Here is a 17,082-nt window from a genome sequence, read left to right on the forward strand (position 1 = left end):
GCAACGAACAGAGCGCACCGGCCACCATGAAGGCCATGACGTACGAGAAGTACGGGGACAGCGGAGTCCTGTCGCTGACCGACCAGCCGGTGCCGAAGGCGGGCCCCGGTGAAGTCCTCGTACGGGTGCGGTACGCCGCGGTGAACCCCGTCGACTGGAAGGTGATGGCGGGCGGGCTCGACGCGATGATGGAGACGGTCTTCCCGGTGATCCCCGGCTGGGACGTGTCCGGGGTCGTGGAGCGGGTGGGCATCGACGTCCCCGAGTTCGCGGCGGGGGACGAGGTCTTCTCGTACGCGCGCAAGGACTTCGTGCACGGCGGGACGTTCGCGGAGTTCGTGACCGTCCCGGTGCGTGCTCTGGCGGCCAAACCGTCGTCCCTGAGCTGGGGCGAGGCGGCCGGAGTGCCGCTGGCCGGGCTGACCGCGTACCAGACCCTGACCCGTCTGGACACGGGCAGCGGCGACACGGTGCTGATTCACGGAGCGGCCGGCGGCGTCGGCACGTTCGGTGTGCAGATCGCCCGGGCCCTGGGCGCCCGGGTCATCGCCACGGCGTCCGAGACCAACCACGACCGGCTGCGGGAGCTCGGGGCCGAACCGGTCAGTTACGGGGACGGGGTGACCGACCGGGTCAGGGCGCTCGCACCGGACGGGGTGGACGTGGTCGTCGACTACGTCGGAGGGGTGCTGGACACCACGCGCGCGGTGCTCCGCGAGGGCGGTCGGCACGCGTCGATCGCCGACCCGGACGTCACGGACGCGGGCGGACAGTGGATCTGGGCGCGCCCGGACGCAGCGGGACTCCGTGCTCTGGCGGACCTGGCGGACCGGGGGAAGCTGCGGGTTCCGGTCGCGGAGACCTTCCCGCTGGCACGGCTCGCGGACGCCTTCGAGCTCAGTCGGACGGGACATGTGCACGGCAAGATCCTGATCCACGTCTCGGACGAATGACTCCTCCGCGGGTGGAGGGCCCCGGATGCGACGGCACTACCGGCCCGAACGGTGGCCATTGAGGCTGCGGTACGAGGACACGACGCCGGCCCGCGGCGAACTCCCCCTGCCGGGCCCCGGCTTCTCCCTTCGCGTCCGCTGCCTTCTCGCCGACACCACACGCATGCCCGAACACCCTCCCCCGCCCACCGCACGCCGAGCGCTCCTGCACCCACCGCGCTCCGACGGTCTCAGCCGCTCGATCCCAGAAGTCCCCGGAGACAGGCGCCGGGGACTTCTGACGGACCCAGGTCGTGCATCGAAAGTAGATCTTGCGCATGGGGTGATCCTGGTTCGTGGCGCGTGGAGACCTGACAGACGAGCAATGGGCGGTGCTCGTGCCGCTGTTGCCGAAGGGCAAGAAGCCCGGCCGACCACCGACATGGACCCGGCGGCAGCTGATCGACGGCATACGCTTCCGGGTCCGCACCGGCATCCCGTGGCGGGACATGCCCGAACAGCACGGGCCGTGGGGCCGGGCCTATGACCTGTTCCGCCGCTGGCAGCGCAACGGCACCTGGCAGCGCATCTTCACCCAGCTCCAGGCCCACGCCGACGCCGACGCCGAGGACCTGATCACGTGGGACCTCAACGTCGACTCCACGGTCTGCCAAGCCCACCAGCACGCCGCCGGAGCCAGGAGAAGGGGGACCTGCAGAAGGAGCCGCCCGGCGGCGTCGCTGTCGAGCCCGATGACCACGGACTGGGGGCTCGCGCGGCGGCCTGGTCACCAAACTGCCCCTGGCGGTCGAGCAGGGGCAGAGGCCCATGTCCCTCGTGGTCACCACCGGGCAGCGCGGGGGCCCCGCAGTTCGAGGCCGTCCTGGGCCGGGTCCGGTGCCCCGAGCGGGGCCGGGCGGGCCGCGCACCCGGCCGCGGCGGGTGCGCGCCGACAAGGCGTACGCCTCTCGTAAGAACCGCGCCCACCTGCGGCGGTGCGGCATCCGCTGCACCATCCCGGACAGGACCGATCAGGCCCGCAACCGCAAGAAGCGCGGCTCGCGCGGCGGCCGGCCGCCGGAATTCGATCCCGAGGGCTACAAGGCCCGGCACGCGGCCGAGTGCGGCATCAAGCGCCTCAGAAGAAACCGCGCCGTGGCTACCAGATACGACACACTCGCGGTCCGTTACGAGGCGGCCGTCCTCGTCGTGGCCATCGACGAGTGGCTGTGACCGACCACGTCACGAGGGCGCTGCGTAACAGCGGATGGCCACCGTCCGGTGCGGGCTCCACTGCTGCTCGACCGTGGCCATCAGCTCCCAGCCCAGCCGCTCGTACAGGGCTGCCGCCGTGGTATCGGATGCGACGACGTCGAGCACCGGATGCAGGCCCCGACGCCGCGCTTCCTCCACTGCTCGGCCGATCAGCAGCGCACCGATCCGGTGTCCCCTCGCCTGCGGGGCAACGAACAGCCTGCTGACCACGGCGGTCATACCTCGCGTCGCCCCGTTCCGCTCGCTCCACAACGTCGGGGCCACATCGTCTTCGCCGCCTTGCGACAAACTGACATGCCCGACCAGGCCGCCTTCGAGTTCGGCGACCCAGGAGCCCAGCAGGGGACCGCGTGACAGCCACTCGCCGGGCTGGTCCGGCCAGTTCACCGGATAGCCGTCACGCGCATGGACCTCCGCGAGGACCCGCACGCACTCCTCAACATCGCCATCGGCCCTCCGCCGGACCCAGCGGCTCGGCCTCCCATCCGGTGCCCCGGAGCTCTCGATGTTCACTCGGGCATGGAAACACAGGCCGCAGAGTCACAACCAGTCACTTCCGACACAGGCCCCAGTGCTCGGGCACTGTCCCTCCCGACGAGATTCCTCCACGGGGGCGGTCAACGCGCTGCCCCGACACGCCCGCCCCGGCCTGGCGACCCCCAGTCCGCCGACGGGCGCGTCTGGGTGAGGCGCTTGGCGTGGTCGCCCCCTCGCAACCCGGCGGCGCCAGCACCATGGCCGACGTGATCGGCGTGCACGGGCCGGTCACTTCCGGGATGCCGGGACGAGAGCGGGTGCGACCTTGAAGGAGATGGCCTCCATGAGCGGCTTGCGCTTGGTGTTGTGGAAGGCGGCGATGCGCCACTGGCCGTCCGCCTCCCGGACCAGGGTGTAGGTCTGGACCTTGGTCAGTTTCTTCGGCCTGGCGCCCTTGTAGCTGTCGCCGCGGCCGGTGACCACGGCGGTGTCCGGACCGTAGAAGCGGATGTCCAGGATCTCGTCGGCGAGCTGTGTGCCCTTGAGGTATGTGGCGAACAGCGTGCGGTGGCTCTCGATGATGTCGCGGCGGCCCTGGTAGTACGTGCCGACGAAGGTGACGTAGCCGGCGTCCTGCGTGAACTGCGCGCCGTACGTGTCGGCGTCATGACGTCGCCAGGCGTCGACGAGTGAGGCGATCACCGTGGTGACGGCATTCCGGTCGTCCGTGGTGGGCATGGAATCCTCCCGGTAGTTACAATGATGAAGACATTGCACCTAGGCAGTATCTGCACACGTGCAGCTATTTGCGCAAGGGGGTACCTGGGGACATGGCGGATCCGACGCCGACGGATGAGCACGTGGTCTTCCGTCAGTACCTCGACGCTGTGGGACTCCACGGCATGGCTGGGGCGGAAGCGGTGGGGCTCAGTGCCTCCGAGTGGTACGCGCTCAGCCAGATCACCTTGGAAGGCACGCTCACCTCGGGCGAACTGGCCGCCCGCACCGGACTCACCACCGGGGCGACCACTCGCCTGATCGACCGCCTGGAGCGAGCCGGATTCGTCCGCCGGGCTGCTGATCCTGACGATCGACGCAAGGTCGTCGTCGAGCCGGTGGCCGACTCCCTCGACCGGATCGAGAAGGTGGTCGGTCCTGCCCGCCGCCAGATCGCTGAGGTTCTCGACCTGTACACACCGGACCAACGCGCTGTTCTCTTCGACTACTTCGCTCACGCAGCCCCTGCATTCCGCGCGGCCACCGAGGAGATCCGGAACGCGGCAGCCCACGGTCATCAGCGCAAGGGAGGCGCAGCGGCCCGCCGCTCGTGAGGGCGGCGGGCCGCCGGGCCGTGCCTGCGCTGCATCAGTGATCTCTGATCCGAGGCGCGAGCGGGGCGTCCTGGCGGAGTCCCATCTCCGCCAGGACGCCCTCTGTCACCTCTGAGTCTTGTGCCTTCGGCGCAGTGCAGGTCACGGTCACCCTTCTGGCGTCGCGATGCGCAAGTTCGGGAGGGCGCACCCGGTGCTGATCCGTGCCGATCAGGTGTTGCTTCCCGCCGTCAGAGAAGGTTCCGGAGAGACCTGCCGTCGAAGTGGTGTCGATCCGGGCCGGTTCGGAGGGAGTGATGACGTGGGACGGGAAGGCATGCCGGCTGAGGGCAGGCCCGGGCCGCAGCGAAGGCCGGTCACGGTGGAGGCTGTGTGTTGGCCCCTTCGGCAACCACGGAACCTCAAGCCGGCTCGTCCACCGGCGTCCAGCGGCGTCACGCTGCCTGTGAACGCTCCGGTCGGCACCCTTGCGAGTTCACGCCGGGTGGTGCGGGCCACGACGGCGGGGAACAAGAGGCGCGGCGACCGCTGCGTCCGGGAGACGGCGCGCCTCGAATGACGAGGGCGTCATCGGCCGCGCATTCCGTCGCCCGGCCTGCCACCCAGAGGGTGGATCACTGCTCGGCTGCCTGCGCGGCCTCGGTCTCTGACGTGGCGCCGGCTGTGCTCAGGCTTCCGCCCGCCGTCTCCAGGTGGGCGCGGACGAACCACTGGTACTGCTCCAGGTCTCGCAGTTGTTCGATCAGCAGGTCCTCTGTCGCCGGGTCGGTCTCTCCTGCCTGAGCCACCGCTTGCCGGACGCTCTCGATGACCCCGGTGTAGACGAGGTCCAGTGCGCCCAGGTGCGCGATGGCGTCGGCGCGGCCCACGCTGTAGTCCTGCCAGGCGCGCGCCTCGACCAGGGCTCCAGGGGTGCCTTGGGCGACGCCGCCCAGTGTGGCGAGGCGTTCGGCCACGTCGTCGGCCATCTCCCGTACGCGGTCGACCTGCGGGTCCAGCATCTCGTGCACCGCGATGAAGTGCGGGCCCACCACATTCCAGTGGATGTGCTTGAGCGTGAGGTGCAGGTCGTTGAGCGCGTGCAGGCGCATCTGCAGAAGACCGATGAGCGAGCGGGCCTCGTCCGTCGAGAGCCCGGGGACGGTGTACTTCGGAGTGTCTTGCGTGGACATGGCGGAGCCTCCGCGTCAGGGGAAAGGGTTCACCTTGCCGGTACCCGTTCGCGGTTCTGTGCCACCGCGGGTCACTCTTTCGGGCGTGCCAGATGGCTTGCGCGCCCAGGGGTCGGGGCTCGGGTCGCGTCGTCCGCCGGTGACGCCCCGGGCCGCCGTCGTGGCGGCGACCGAGGACGGCACCCTCATCACAGCCGGAGACGACACGTCCGGCCGGGTGGCGAAGCTGCTGGAGCAGACGAACGGCCGACGACTCCTCCGCATGTCGCGAGGCCCTGGAGCCGCGCGCCGCCCGCCGCGAAGTCGGACACTGCCTGGGGCGGACACGGCGGCGCTGTGCTTCAGCTCGCCCGTTCTGCGGTGACGGGGGAGGTGCGTGAGTGGTGGAGGCGTAAGGGGAAGGGATGCCCACCGGCGGCGGCCGTCCGCAGCGGATTCCGCCCCGCGGTCCGCTGCGCCCTGGGCTGCGACGGCATGCAGCAGGAAGTCCGTATCGGGGCGTTCGGCGTCGGGGCCACTGCTGAGGACGAGCACCAGGGCGTGCTCCTGGTGGCCGGTGAGGTGCACGCTCAGGTGGGAGCCCCCGTCGCGGCCACCGGGCCGTCCGCACGGCGTTGACGGATCTATGGCCTCTCCCGGGCACCGGCACCGGCACCGGCACCGGCACCGGCATCGGTATCACCCGTGAAGTCCTGCCTGCGCAGGGGTGCGCTCCGCGCGGGCGTGAGGAGCCACACCCGCGCGGAGCACTCCCCGTCAGCTCCCGAAGTACGCGTCGAAGTTGCGGCTGAACTCCTGGTTGTTGAAGCGGTCCCAGTTGATCGACCAGGTCATCAGGCCCCGCAGGGACGGCCAGGTGCCGTGGGTCGCGTAGCTGCCGCAGTTGGTCCTCTTCGTCAGGCAGTCCAGCGCCTTGTTGACCTCGGCGGAGGACACCCACCCGTTTCCGGCCTGCGTGGAGGCCGGCATCCCGATGGCGACCTGCTCGGGGCGCAGCGGCGGGAACACGTTGTTCGCGTCGCCCGCGACGGGAAAGCCGGTGAGCAGCATGTCGGTCATCGCGATGTGGAAGTCGGCGCCGCCCATGGAGTGGTACTGGTTGTCCAGGCCCATGATCGGGCCCGAGTTGTAGTCCTGGACGTGCAGCAGGGTCAGGTCGTCGCGCAGCGCGTGGATGACCGGGAGGTAGGCGCCCGCCCGGGGGTCCTGCCCGCCCCACTTGCCCACACCGTAGAACTGGTAGCCCAACTGCACGAAGAACGTCTCGGGCGCCATGGTCAGGACGAAGTCCTTGCCGTACTTCGCCTTCAGGGCCTTCACCGCGGAGATGAGGTTGACCACGACCGGGGTCGTCGGGTTCTTGAAGTCGGTGTCGGCGGTGTCCAGGGAGAGCGAGTGGCCCTCGAAGTCGATGTCGAGGCCGTTCAGCCCGTACTCGTCGATGATCTTCGAGACGGACGCGACGAAGGCGTCACGGGCGGCTGCCGTCGTGAGCCGTACCTGCCCGTTCTGCCCGCCGATGGAGATCAGCACCTTCTTGCCCTGTGCCTGCTTCGCCTTGATCGCCGCCTTGAACTCGGCCCCGGACTCCACATTCGGGCACTCGGCGACCGGGCACAGCGCGAACCGGATGTCGCCGCTGGTCACGGAAGTCGGCTCGCCGAAGGCCAGGTTGATGACGTCCCAGGAAGCGGGAACGTCGGCCATCCGCACGTATCCGGAGCCGTTGGCGAAGCTCGAGTGCAGATACCCGATCAGCGCGTGGGCGGGAAGGCCGTCACCGGGGCCGGGGCCGCCGCCGCCCGGGGGAGTGGTCACGGTGACGGCAGCCGACTTCGCCGATTCGCCGTCGTCGTTGAGAGCGGCGACCTGAACACGGTAGGCGGTGGCGGGGGCGAGCCCGGTGAGGGTGGCCGAGGTGCCGGTGACGGTGGCCGCCCTGACGCCGTCGCGGTAGACCGCGTACGACGTGGCTCCGGCGGAGGCCGACCAGCTCAGGGCGGCGGTGGTCGAGGTGACGGTGCCCGCCGCGAGCCCGGCCGGGGCGGCGGGCGGCTGCGGCTGCGAGGGGCCGCCGGGGCCGATGAGGCTCAGGTCGTCGGCGTGGTAGGCGGGGGTTCCGTACCAGCCATGGGTGTAGATCTGCACCCGGGTGGTGTTCGCGCCGGTCTTGAAGGTGGTGCTGAGCTGCTTGTAGGCGTCGGCGGACTGCGTCCAGGTGGACACGTCCGTGGTGCCGGTGCCGCTCGCGCCGAGGTAGACGTACGCGCCGCGCACCCAACCGCTCAGCGTGTACGTCGAGTTGGGTTCGACCGTGACGGTCTGGGCGCATTTGGCATGGTCGCTGCCCGCGGGCGTGGCCTTCAGGGCGGAGGTGCCGCTGCGGACCGGAGCGGTGACCACCGCTCCCGCGGTGCAGCTCCAGCCGGCGAGCCCGGCCTCGAAGCCGCCGTTGCGGGCGAGTTCGGCATCGGCTGCGACGGCGGGGGCGGCGGCGGTCAGCCCGGAGGCGGCGAGCGCGAGAGCGGTGACGGCGAGGGCGAGGGGCCGGGCGGAACGTCGGCGTCTGGAGAAGCGGTCTCGGCGGGAACGATCCACAACTGCCTCCGGTGTGGGGGGAGATGGCGGGTGCGAGGGCCGCCCAATTTGGTCCAGACCAATAGGGTTGTCAAGGTTCTCGGCGCCATAGGTGAGGGGGCGCCCGCGGCGGGTGAACCGGCCTGCGCATTCCGCTGGGCCCGGTGCGTGCGTGTCCGCCCCCGATCCGGCGGGCGGGTGGCGCGTCGGGTGTGGGCGAGGGGCCTGGGGTTGAATGCGCGAGTTCCGCATGGTTTCGTATGGCTCCGCACGGTGGGGACCGCGCACCGAACCGCCGTGACGCGAGTGCGTTTCCGTGCCGCCGCGAGACCGTACGCGTCGCCGGCACCCGGCGTGCGACCGGCGCCGTCCGCGCTCGACGGCCGTACCGCGGCACGCCCCGCGTCGACGTCGCCCACGTGCCGGGCTCCTGTCGCGTCACCGCTTCCGGCGGCGCACCGGGCGGACACCGCATGCGGCGACCCTCTTTCCGCAATGGTCTGGACCTTGACAGGTCCAGACCATTGCGGAAGGCTCGGGGCCACTCTCCCCCCACTGAGGACGTGATGCCGTGTTACGCACGCCGATCTCCGCGAGGCGCTTCCCCCGACTCGTCGCCTCCCTCCTCGCCGCAGCCCTGCTCGCGGTGCTCTTCCCCCTCTTCGCCGCGACCACCGCGGCAGCCGCGAGCTGCGCCGCGGCCTGGAGCTCAGGCGCGGTCTACACCCAGGGCGCGACCGTCTCGCACGGCGGTCACAACTACCAGGCCAAGTGGTGGACCCAGGGCGAAACGCCCGGCTCCACCGGCCAATGGGGCGTCTGGGCCGACCAGGGCGCCTGCGGCGGCGGAGGCGGACAGGACCCCGACCCGTCCGGATTCATCGTCTCCGAGAGCCAGTTCAACCAGATGTTCCCGAACCGGAACAGCTTCTACACCTACGCGGGTCTGGTCGACGCGCTGAAGGCCTTCCCCGCGTTCACCAAGACCGGCAGCGACACCGTCCGACGACAGGAGGCCGCGGCCTTCCTCGCCAACGTCAACCACGAGACCGGCGGTCTGCGGTACGTCGTGGAGCAGAACACCGCGAACTACCCGCACTACTGCGACGCGGCCCAGCCCTACGGCTGCCCCGCCGGACAGGCCGCCTACTACGGCCGCGGCCCGATCCAGCTGAGCTGGAACTTCAACTACAAGGCGGCGGGCGACGCCCTGGGTATCGACCTGCTGCGCAACCCGTACCTCGTCGAGCAGAACCCGTCCATCGCCTGGCGGACCGGCCTGTGGTACTGGAACACGCAGAACGGACCGGGCACCATGACGCCGCACGACGCGATCGTCAACGGGCGCGGCTTCGGCGAGACCATCCGCTCGATCAACGGCTCCCTGGAGTGCGACGGACGCAACCCTGCGCAGGTCCAGAGCCGCGTCAACAGCTACCAGAGCTTCACGCAGATCCTGGGTGTCGCCCCGGGTTCCAACCTGAGCTGCTGACCGCACGGGCGGCGCCGACGCGCCGCCCGCAGCGACAGGTCCCATGAAACAACCGGCGCCGCCGGAACACGAAGTCCGCACCGCGCGCTTCGTGTTCAGGCGGCGCCGATCGACGTGCCGTGCGCGAAACACGAACACGAACTCGTCACGACCCGCCGCCGAGCCCCGGCCTGGGCCTCGCGCAGCCGTCCGAACACCCGGGTGCACGGGCGGCTTACACACAGAACTGCGCCCCGTCCGCCGAACCCGGACGTCGGCCGGTCTCCTCTTCCCGGCGGTCGCCCGACGTCCCGCACACCGCATGCGCCGACATGCGTTGCGCAGGGGTGCCCTGAGCCGCCGAGCGGGCACAGCACAGGGCGAGTGGGCGGCGTGGACACCACAGGGCGGGCCTCCTGCGCCACCCGTTGGCCGCGGCGGCAGGCCCGCCCGCCCTGTTCGCGGCCGTACCGTCGGCCCGTACGGTCGTGAAACTCGCGGGAGCCGCCTGTCCGGCCTCCCTGGCCCGGGGCCTCCTCAAGCCCGGTGGCCGCTCGCCTGTCCCCCTCAGCGGGACCTGCCGCCGGTGTCCGACGCCCGCCTGTTCTCGATGCGCTTCCTCACCAAGCTGCCCGACTCCAAGCCCGCTCCCCTGTACGCCGCGCCGCTGCCGCAGTTCGTGGACGCACGGGCGGGCCGGGCCCGGACGCGGCTGCTCCCACTCGGCGTCTTCGCGCTGCGCACCACCCTGTCCGACACCCCTGCCCCCGACGCCGCACGGCCCGGCTCCCTCGCAGGAGGCGTCGAGAGAATGGTCAAGGGGTGAAGAGATGGGAACGCGGGATGGTGAAGAGGTGAAGAGGCGAATGGTGAATCTCCGGTTTCGTCGGAAGACTGCGCTAATCGGCTGCCCGGTCATCCGTGAGCCGCCCTCACGTACTGATTCGCGCACCAGTTCTTTCCGTGCCCGCATTTCGCGAGTACGCGCCACGAGGCACCTCTCGTGACGGCCCGCACCGCGTCCGGCGTTCCGCCCCAGGTCGCGGGGCCGGTCGGAGGGAGCGCTCCCATCGTGCTGCGGGTCGTCGTCGCGGCCCGACTTCCGGCCCGCGAGGCCCCCGGCCGGGCGCGCCCGGGGCGGCACGAGTCGGGCCCGGAGGCTCTGTGAAGTCGTGTTGCCGGGCGTGTCGCCCCGGTGAACGGGCCTGAATTCCACGGGAACCGGGTGGTCACCCGCCCCCGGCGGCGGCCCGGACGACGCGATCGGCGACGCTTCGGGCACCACGGAGGAGCCGTACTCCTGGCGGGTGCGCGACGCCGCGCCGTCCGCCGGCCCGCCGCGCTTCGTCCCCCGCCGCGCCGCCGCACCCGTCCCGGGCGCAGTGAAGCACCGGGTCGTGCCGTCCGCGTCAACCGCCTTTGCCCTGTGGCATGTTGGCCCGCGTGCCGCCGGTTCCCCGTACCGATACGGGAAACGCAAACGCCCCCCGGCTCCCGGCAACCGGTGCTGGTCCGCTCGTACCGGGGCGGCGAACTCACGAAGAGCGACGAAAGGGCCCGGCGCCCCGGCTCCTCCCGGCTGCCCGCGCCGGCCTCGGGGCCCGTCCCGGCCCGGGTGGGCGTCCGCTTGCCGGACGCCCGGTCGGCCCACTCTGACGTTCCGCTGTCGACTTCCCGCAAAACGCGGTGTCACGGCGTGCGGGCGTCACGTTCGGTGTCGGCCGCCACCGCGGCCGAACGACGCCGGCCGCCCCGTGCGGCGCGACGGCGGCAGTGCGGCTTCGTCACGGAAAGGAACCGGCCCCGCCGGGCGAATTCCTTTGCCGTCACCCTTCGCAGGCGCGACATCGTAAAGATCGACGCAGGGCGTCCGTGCGCCGGTCCGGGAGTCCGTATGCGCATTCCTGGAGGGCGGTGTCAGCAATCGTTCCGACGCGGACACACCTCCGCGTCAACCCGGGAGTCCGCCTGCCGATTCGACCGTCTCGGTATTGCCCCGCCGTCCGCCCGGAGATGGGTGTGGAGGGCACCTTTCCGTCGCCGAAAGAGCGGTCAACACGCCAATCGGATGCCTCGGCCGACGGAAGGCCGACTTTCTCTCTTTCGGCCAGAGGCGGTCATCCGGAATCCACTCCGGTGGATGTCCGTTTTTGGGGGCCTACGTCATGCGATACCCCACCCTCAGGGCCCCCAGAGGGGCCTTCGCCGGGCGGTGAGGCACGACCCGAAGGGCTCCTCCGGCTCTCTTCAAGGGCGAATCCAGCCAACCGGAACCTCTCATAAACCCTGCTTGACGCCCCCTGGGGGAGCTGTTAGAACAAGCGGCGGAAAACCTGCGTCGCCACTGGTGGCCGCAGAAGAGAAGTGGGGGCACTTCCTGGGGGACACGTACGGGAGTCGTCGGCAATTCCTGCCGACCGGACGTGTGAATTTGCAGACCAAACGCATTGAAGCCATTTTCTCCGTTGCTCTCGGAAGTGACGGGCACGCCTGGAGGCAGGTCGGAGAAAAGGCCTACTTATTTCGCACACCCAGCGCGGATGTGGCGTGTTCTGTGCGCTGCCCCGCCCGCTCTGCTCGCCAATTCCGGCCTACTGAACGGTGTGGAACGTGAAAGCATATTTGGCCATCCTGCGCATCGGTGACTACCGGTTGCTCTGGTCGGCCCTCGTCCTGAATCTCCTCGGGGACGGCGCCACCTACGCCGCCCTCGCGTGGATCACGCTGGAGAAGGCCGGGGCCGCGGGGCTCGGCGTTCTCGGCGTGTGTCTCACCCTCCCGGTGATCCTGGGCGGGGCCGTCGTCGGACCTCTTCTCGACCGGTTCTCCCGGCGCAAGCTCTTCATCTACGACTCGGTGTTCCGCGGCTTCGTGGTCGCGCTGATCCCGCTGCTCGCACTGATGGACGCGCTCCAGACCTGGCACCTGTACGTGGTGGCGCTGGTCTACGGGCTGCTCAAGATCATTCCTCTGGCGGGCACCCCCGCCGTGCTGCCCGAGATCGTTCCCGAGGACAAGCTGCAGGCCGCCTCCGGCCTGGAGGCCACCGCCATGGGCGCCGCCAACGTCGTCGGCCCGGCCCTCGGCGCCCTGCTGATCACCGCCTTCGGCGCGCCCCAGGTGCTCATCCTGGACGCCGTGACCTATCTGGTCTTCGCCTTCCTGATCAGCCGCATCAAGGCCCCGATGGGCCGGCCCGAACCGGTGGCCGAGCCCGGCGCCAAGGACGCCAGGCCCGGTTGGGGCCCGGTGTTCCGCCTCATCGTGCGCGACCGCTTCCTCCTCGTGCTCACCCTGGCCTTCGGCGCCTTCAACGTGTCGGCGGGCGCGCTCATCGTGGCGCTGCCCTGGCTCGCGAAGTTCGAGTTCGGCGGCGGCCCCGGAATCCTCGGCCTGATGCTGGCCGTCATGGCGGCGGGCGAGCTGATCGGCTCCCTCGTCTCGGGTGCGGTGCAGACCTCCGAACGGCAGATGCTCCGCATCGGCGTGCTCCAACTCCTCTCCGGTGCGGTGCTGTTCCTGCTCCTGCCGACCGCCCTGCCGTGGATCCTGCTGGGCCTCGCGCTCAACGGCATCCTCTCCGCGCCGATGACGGTGCTCGGCGGCGTGGTGCGCATGACCCGGGTGCCCAACGCGATGCGCGGCCGCGCCATGACGCTGATGCGCACGGTGATGGCCGGCTCCCTGCCCGCCGGTTCGGCACTCGGCGGCATGCTGCTGGCGGGCAGCCACTACAGCGCCCTGATCCTCGTGGTCTCCGCACTCGCCGCGGCCCCCGGCGTGCTGACCGTCGTCCTCTTCCGCAACACGCCGTTCCGGCTGGGGGTGACTGCAGCAGATGACCAGCGCGCCCAGCGGGACTCCGACCCCGACACCGACGCCGTCCGCGCCACGTCCTGACACCCGGACCCCGGACGTCCGGATCCCCGGACAGCGGGTTCCCGGACTCCGGCCGGACACCGAAGGCGACGCCGCGTTCCTGATCGCCGACCGTCCCCGTACCCGGAAGTCCGCCCCGGGCCCCCTCGCCATCCTGCGGGTGCCCGGCGCGGGCGGACCGACGGCCCTCGCGGCTCTCGCGATCCTGCTGCACCGCCACACCGGGCAGTCCCGGCTGCTCCTCGACATCGGTACGGACCGGGGCGACGGGGGCGCGCTGACCCTGACGGTGGACCCGGACGAGCCCGTCGCCGCCCTGCTGGCCAGGACGGTCCAGGCCCGGCCGCAGGGGGCCGCCGCCGGCGCCCCCGTACGGTTCGAGCAGGCTCCGCGCACCGGTGCCGACGGCTCGTACGAAACCCCTGAGGGACCGTACGAACTGCTCGTGACGTGCGACGGCCGCGATCTGCTCCTCGGCTACCGCACCTCCCTCTTCGAGGAGGACACCGCCGCTCGCCTCGCACGCCAACTCCTGTTGGTCACCGCTTTCCTGACGGAGGATCCGCTGGGCGCGACCGGTGACGTGGACCTGTTGGACGAGGACGAGCGGGAACAGGCGCTCAAAGCCTTCAACGACACCGCGCGCCCCTACCCCGACTCCGCCACGGTGCACGGTCTGTTCACCGAGCAGGCCGCACGGACCCCCGGCGCCATGGCCGTCAGCTGGCGGTCAGGGCAGTTGACGTACCGTCAACTCGACCTCTTGTCCGATGAGTTGGCGCGGAGCATCATGGCCTCCGGGGCGCGGCCCGGTGACCGGGTGGGGCTGCGCACCGGGCGCACGCCCGATTTCGTGACCGGCGCCCTGGGCATCCTCAAGGCGGGCTGCGCCTACGTGTCGCTGGAGCCCGACCTCCCCGCCGAACGCGTCGCCTGGCTGCTGTCGGACGCGTCCGTGCGGATCCTGGTCACGGCCGGCGACCTGCCGGTGGACCTCCCCTTCGACGGCACCGTCCTCACTCCCGCCTCCGAGACCGTCGACGGAACCGCCCGCCCCGGCGGCGCCGGGGTGCCGGTGACCGCGCACGACCTGGCGTACGTCTGCTACACCTCGGGCACCACCGGCAAGCCCAAGGGCGTCGAGGTCGTCCACCGCAACGTCGTGCGCCTGGTGAAGAACGCCGAGTACGTGCACCTCGGTCCGGACGTCAGGATCCTGCCCACCGGCTCGACCGCCTTCGACGCGAACACCTTCGAGATCTGGGGAGCCCTGCTCAACGGCGGATCGCTGCGCCTGGTGGACAGCGACGTCGTCCTCGACGCCCGCGCCCTGGGACGGGAACTGGCCGAACACCGCGTCACGACGCTGTGGCTCACCTCGCCCCTGTTCAACCAGTTGGTGGAACAGGACGCGGGCCTCTTCGCCCCGCTGCGCGAACTGGTGGTGGGCGGGGACGCGCTGTCGCCGGTGCACGTGCGGAAGGCGATGGACGCCTGCCCCGGCGTGACGCTCGTCAACGGGTACGGGCCCACGGAGAACACCACGTTCTCCGTGACGCACCGGCTGGCACGCGGGGACCTCGGGCGCATTCCGATCGGGCGGCCGGTCACCAACTCCACCGCGTACGTCCTGGACGTGCGGGGCCGGCCCTGCCCGGTCGGAGTGCCCGGCGAGCTGTGGCTCGGCGGGGACGGCGTCGCCCGCGGCTACCTGGGGCGTCCGGAACTGACGAAGGAACGTTTCGTCCCGGACCCCTTCGGACCCCCGGGAGCCCGGCTCTACCGCAGCGGCGACCTGGCGCGCTGGCGCCCCGACGGGGTGATCGAGTTCCTGGGCCGGCGCGACCACCAGGTCAAGGTGCGCGGTTTCCGGGTCGAGCCCGCCGAGATCGAGACGGCCCTGCTCGCCCACCCCGACGTGGCGGAGGCCGTCGTCGTCGCCAGGACCCGGCCGAGCGGCGGGGACAAGTACCTGGTCGGCTACTACGCGGGCCCCTGCCCGCCCGATCCGCGCCACCTGCGCGACCTGCTCACGGCCGAGCTGCCGGGGCACATGGTGCCCTCCTACCTCGTGCCGCTGCCCGCTCTGCCGCTCAACCACACCGGCAAGGTGGACAGGGCCCGGCTGCCCGACCCCGACGGCGGGCACCTGCTCGCGGGGGCCGACTACCGGGCGCCCTCGGACGAGACCGAGCGCGCGGTCGTCGACCTCGCCGAACGGGCCCTGGGCATCACCGGCATCGGCGTTGGCCACGACCTGCGCGAACTCGGCGCGGACTCGCTCACCGCCACCCTGATCGCGGCGGGCGTGCAGGAACGGCTCGGCCGGCCCTGCCCGGTCAGCGCCGTACTGCGCGCCGGCACCCCCGCCCGGCTCGCGGAACTGCTCCGGCAGACCCCGCCCGGACTCGGCCACCGGCTGCCGCCCGCACCGGAGCAGGAGACGTACCCGCTGACCCCGCAGCAGCGCCAGCTCTACTTCGAACAGGTCAAGGACGGCCGGGCGGTGCACTACAACGTGCCGCTCAGCCTGGAGCTGCCCGCCGACACCGACCCGCGGCGACTGGCGCGGGCCCTGGCCGGCCTGGCCGCGCACCACGAGGCACTGCGCACCCGGTTCGTCGTCGAGGACGGCGAGGTGCGCCAACGCGTCGAGCCGCACGTGGACGCCGAGGTGCGGGTCAGCGACGAACCCCCCGGCCCCGTCGCGGAGTTCGTACGCCCCTTCGACCTGGGACGCGCCCCGCTCTGGCGGGCCGACGTGCACCGCACGCCGTCCGCGGTCGTGCTGCGGCTCGACCTGCACCACATCGTGGTGGACGGGTTCTCGCTCGCGCCCCTGCTGGAGGACCTGGCGACCCTGTACGGGGGAGGAGCGCCGCAGCCCGTGGCCACCCGCTACCGGGACTACGCGGCATGGCTGACCGGCCCGGCCGGCACCGCCCTGAGGGAGGCCCAGGAGCCGCACTGGCAGCAGGTCCTGGCCACGCCCGTCGACCCGGCTGACCTGCCGACCGACACCGCCAGGCCCGCCCTGCGCGCACTCGACGGCGCCGTGACCGAGTCCGGGATCGGCCCAGGGCTCACCGCCGGGCTCCGTCGGCTGGCGCGGCAGGAGGGAGTGACGCTGTTCGCGGTGCTCGCCGCCGCGTACAGCGCCCTGCTCGCCTCGCTCAAGGGCACCGAGGACATCACCGTCGGCACCCCCGTCTCCGGCCGCACCGCCCCCGGGCTGCACCGCACGGTCGGCATGTTCGCCAACACGGTCGTGCTGCGCACCGCCGCCACGCCCGACCTGTCCTTCGCCGCCTACCTGCGCCACCTCGCGGACGTCGCCGAGTCGGCCTTCGAACACCAGGACTTCCCCTTCGAGGACCTGGTCACCGGGGCGGCCCCGGTGCGCGACTACAGCCGCACCCCGCTGTTCGACGCGTTCGTCGCGCTGCACAGCGGCCGCTACCTCGCGGTCGACTTCCACGGCGCCCGGGTCCCGGTGCGCCTGGAACAGACCGGCCAGGCCGTCTTCGACCTGGACCTCCAGATCTACGAAGTCGCCGGATCGCTGCGCACGGCCTGGCGGTACTCCCGCCGGCTGCTGCGTCCGGACACCGTGGACGCCTGGCGCGACGACTTCCTCCGGCTGCTGGAGACGGTCGCCGAGGACCCCTCGGTCACGCTCGGCACCCTTCTGCCCGCACTGCTCCACGCGCAAGCCGCGCCCGGACCGGTACTCGACTTCGACTTCTGAACCCCGGCCGGCGCCCCCTTCCACCGCTCACCCGCACACCCCCCGCGCCGGGACACCTCAAGCCCGTGCACGGACCCCCGCACGTCGTACCCGTACGCATCACCCGCACCTCCCGCCCGCACGTCACAGGGCGCACGCCTCGCGCGCACGCCCCGCCACGTCGGCGGCCCGGCCACATCCGAACGGCTCCATCCGAACGGCTCACAGCTCAGTGCAGGAG

At 71.4% G+C, this 17,082-nt stretch carries 12 protein-coding genes and 1 pseudogene; 9 read left to right on the forward strand and 4 right to left on the reverse strand.

All coding sequences use genetic code 11. The annotated features are described in order from the left end of the window. The first annotated feature begins 26 nt into the window (after positions 1-26). The gene (locus ACZ56L_RS23480) at positions 27-953 is read left to right on the forward strand and encodes an NADP-dependent oxidoreductase (protein WP_401760625.1); all 927 of its coding nucleotides are present in this window, start codon (positions 27-29) and stop codon (positions 951-953) included. A gap of 335 nt (positions 954-1,288) precedes the next feature. After that, positions 1,289-2,165, forward strand: a pseudogene (locus ACZ56L_RS23485) (IS5 family transposase). Between the two features lie 9 nt (positions 2,166-2,174). Here the strand turns inward: ACZ56L_RS23485 and ACZ56L_RS23490 are convergent. Together ACZ56L_RS23490 and ACZ56L_RS23495 are read right to left on the reverse strand one after the other, a co-directional pair. Further along, a complete protein-coding gene (locus ACZ56L_RS23490; RefSeq protein WP_471066304.1) occupies positions 2,175-2,636 on the reverse strand; it encodes a GNAT family N-acetyltransferase in 462 nt (153 codons plus the stop codon). A gap of 336 nt (positions 2,637-2,972) precedes the next feature. Further along, positions 2,973-3,422 (reverse strand): SgcJ/EcaC family oxidoreductase, encoded by a 450-nt coding sequence (locus ACZ56L_RS23495; protein ID WP_471066050.1) that lies wholly within the window; start codon positions 3,420-3,422, stop codon positions 2,973-2,975. Positions 3,423-3,514: 92 nt separating this feature from the next. Here ACZ56L_RS23495 and ACZ56L_RS23500 point away from each other — a divergent pair, with 92 nt between their 5' ends. Further along, positions 3,515-4,015, forward strand: coding sequence for a MarR family winged helix-turn-helix transcriptional regulator (locus ACZ56L_RS23500; RefSeq protein ID WP_401760371.1), 501 nt, complete (start codon positions 3,515-3,517; stop codon positions 4,013-4,015). Between the two features lie 614 nt (positions 4,016-4,629). Here the strand turns inward: ACZ56L_RS23500 and dps are convergent. Next, entirely contained in the window at positions 4,630-5,187 is a 558-nt protein-coding gene (gene dps, locus ACZ56L_RS23505; protein ID WP_345219711.1) for a DNA starvation/stationary phase protection protein Dps, read from the reverse strand. A gap of 474 nt (positions 5,188-5,661) precedes the next feature. Here dps and ACZ56L_RS23510 point away from each other — a divergent pair, with 474 nt between their 5' ends. After that, positions 5,662-5,805: a hypothetical protein gene (locus ACZ56L_RS23510; protein ID WP_468690031.1), complete on the forward strand. Its 144-nt coding sequence runs from the start codon at positions 5,662-5,664 to the stop codon at positions 5,803-5,805. A 138-nt stretch (positions 5,806-5,943) separates the two neighbouring features. Here ACZ56L_RS23510 and ACZ56L_RS23515 read toward each other — a convergent pair whose 3' ends face one another. After that, positions 5,944-7,785, reverse strand: a complete 1,842-nt coding sequence (locus ACZ56L_RS23515; protein ID WP_471066053.1) for a chitinase — start codon at positions 7,783-7,785, stop codon at positions 5,944-5,946. 565 nt (positions 7,786-8,350) lie between these two features. Here ACZ56L_RS23515 and ACZ56L_RS23520 point away from each other — a divergent pair. The 5 genes from ACZ56L_RS23520 to ACZ56L_RS23540 all read left to right on the forward strand — a co-directional run bounded on the left by ACZ56L_RS23520 (position 8,351) and on the right by ACZ56L_RS23540 (position 16,862). Then, entirely contained in the window at positions 8,351-9,256 is a 906-nt protein-coding gene (locus ACZ56L_RS23520) for a glycoside hydrolase family 19 protein (protein WP_380837499.1), read from the forward strand. A gap of 565 nt (positions 9,257-9,821) precedes the next feature. Beyond that, positions 9,822-10,061, forward strand: coding sequence for a hypothetical protein (locus ACZ56L_RS23525; RefSeq protein WP_471066055.1), 240 nt, complete (start codon positions 9,822-9,824; stop codon positions 10,059-10,061). A gap of 177 nt (positions 10,062-10,238) precedes the next feature. After that, positions 10,239-10,403, forward strand: coding sequence for a hypothetical protein (locus ACZ56L_RS23530; protein WP_471066057.1), 165 nt, complete (start codon positions 10,239-10,241; stop codon positions 10,401-10,403). Positions 10,404-11,845: 1,442 nt separating this feature from the next. Then, a complete protein-coding gene (locus ACZ56L_RS23535; protein ID WP_345219714.1) occupies positions 11,846-13,135 on the forward strand; it encodes an MFS transporter in 1,290 nt (429 codons plus the stop codon). Then, positions 13,074-16,862: an amino acid adenylation domain-containing protein gene (locus ACZ56L_RS23540; protein ID WP_471066059.1), complete on the forward strand. Its 3,789-nt coding sequence runs from the start codon at positions 13,074-13,076 to the stop codon at positions 16,860-16,862. Before ACZ56L_RS23535 ends, ACZ56L_RS23540 begins: the two co-directional genes overlap by 62 nt. The last annotated feature ends 220 nt before the right edge of the window (positions 16,863-17,082 follow it).

It is taken from the genome of Streptomyces sp. NPDC039736 (assembly GCF_055596485.1).

Bases quoted from the DNA above. Each gene is read 5' to 3' on its own strand.
- ACZ56L_RS23480 (WP_401760625.1), top strand. From the start codon at position 27: ATGAAGGCCATGACGTACGAGAAGTACGGGGACAGCGGAGTCCTGTCG.
- ACZ56L_RS23510 (WP_468690031.1), top strand. From the start codon at position 5,662: ATGCAGCAGGAAGTCCGTATCGGGGCGTTCGGCGTCGGGGCCACTGCT.
- dps (WP_345219711.1), bottom strand. From the start codon at position 5,187: ATGTCCACGCAAGACACTCCGAAGTACACCGTCCCCGGGCTCTCGACG.
- ACZ56L_RS23495 (WP_471066050.1), bottom strand. From the start codon at position 3,422: ATGCCCACCACGGACGACCGGAATGCCGTCACCACGGTGATCGCCTCA.
- ACZ56L_RS23540 (WP_471066059.1), top strand. From the start codon at position 13,074: ATGACCAGCGCGCCCAGCGGGACTCCGACCCCGACACCGACGCCGTCC.
- ACZ56L_RS23500 (WP_401760371.1), top strand. From the start codon at position 3,515: ATGGCGGATCCGACGCCGACGGATGAGCACGTGGTCTTCCGTCAGTAC.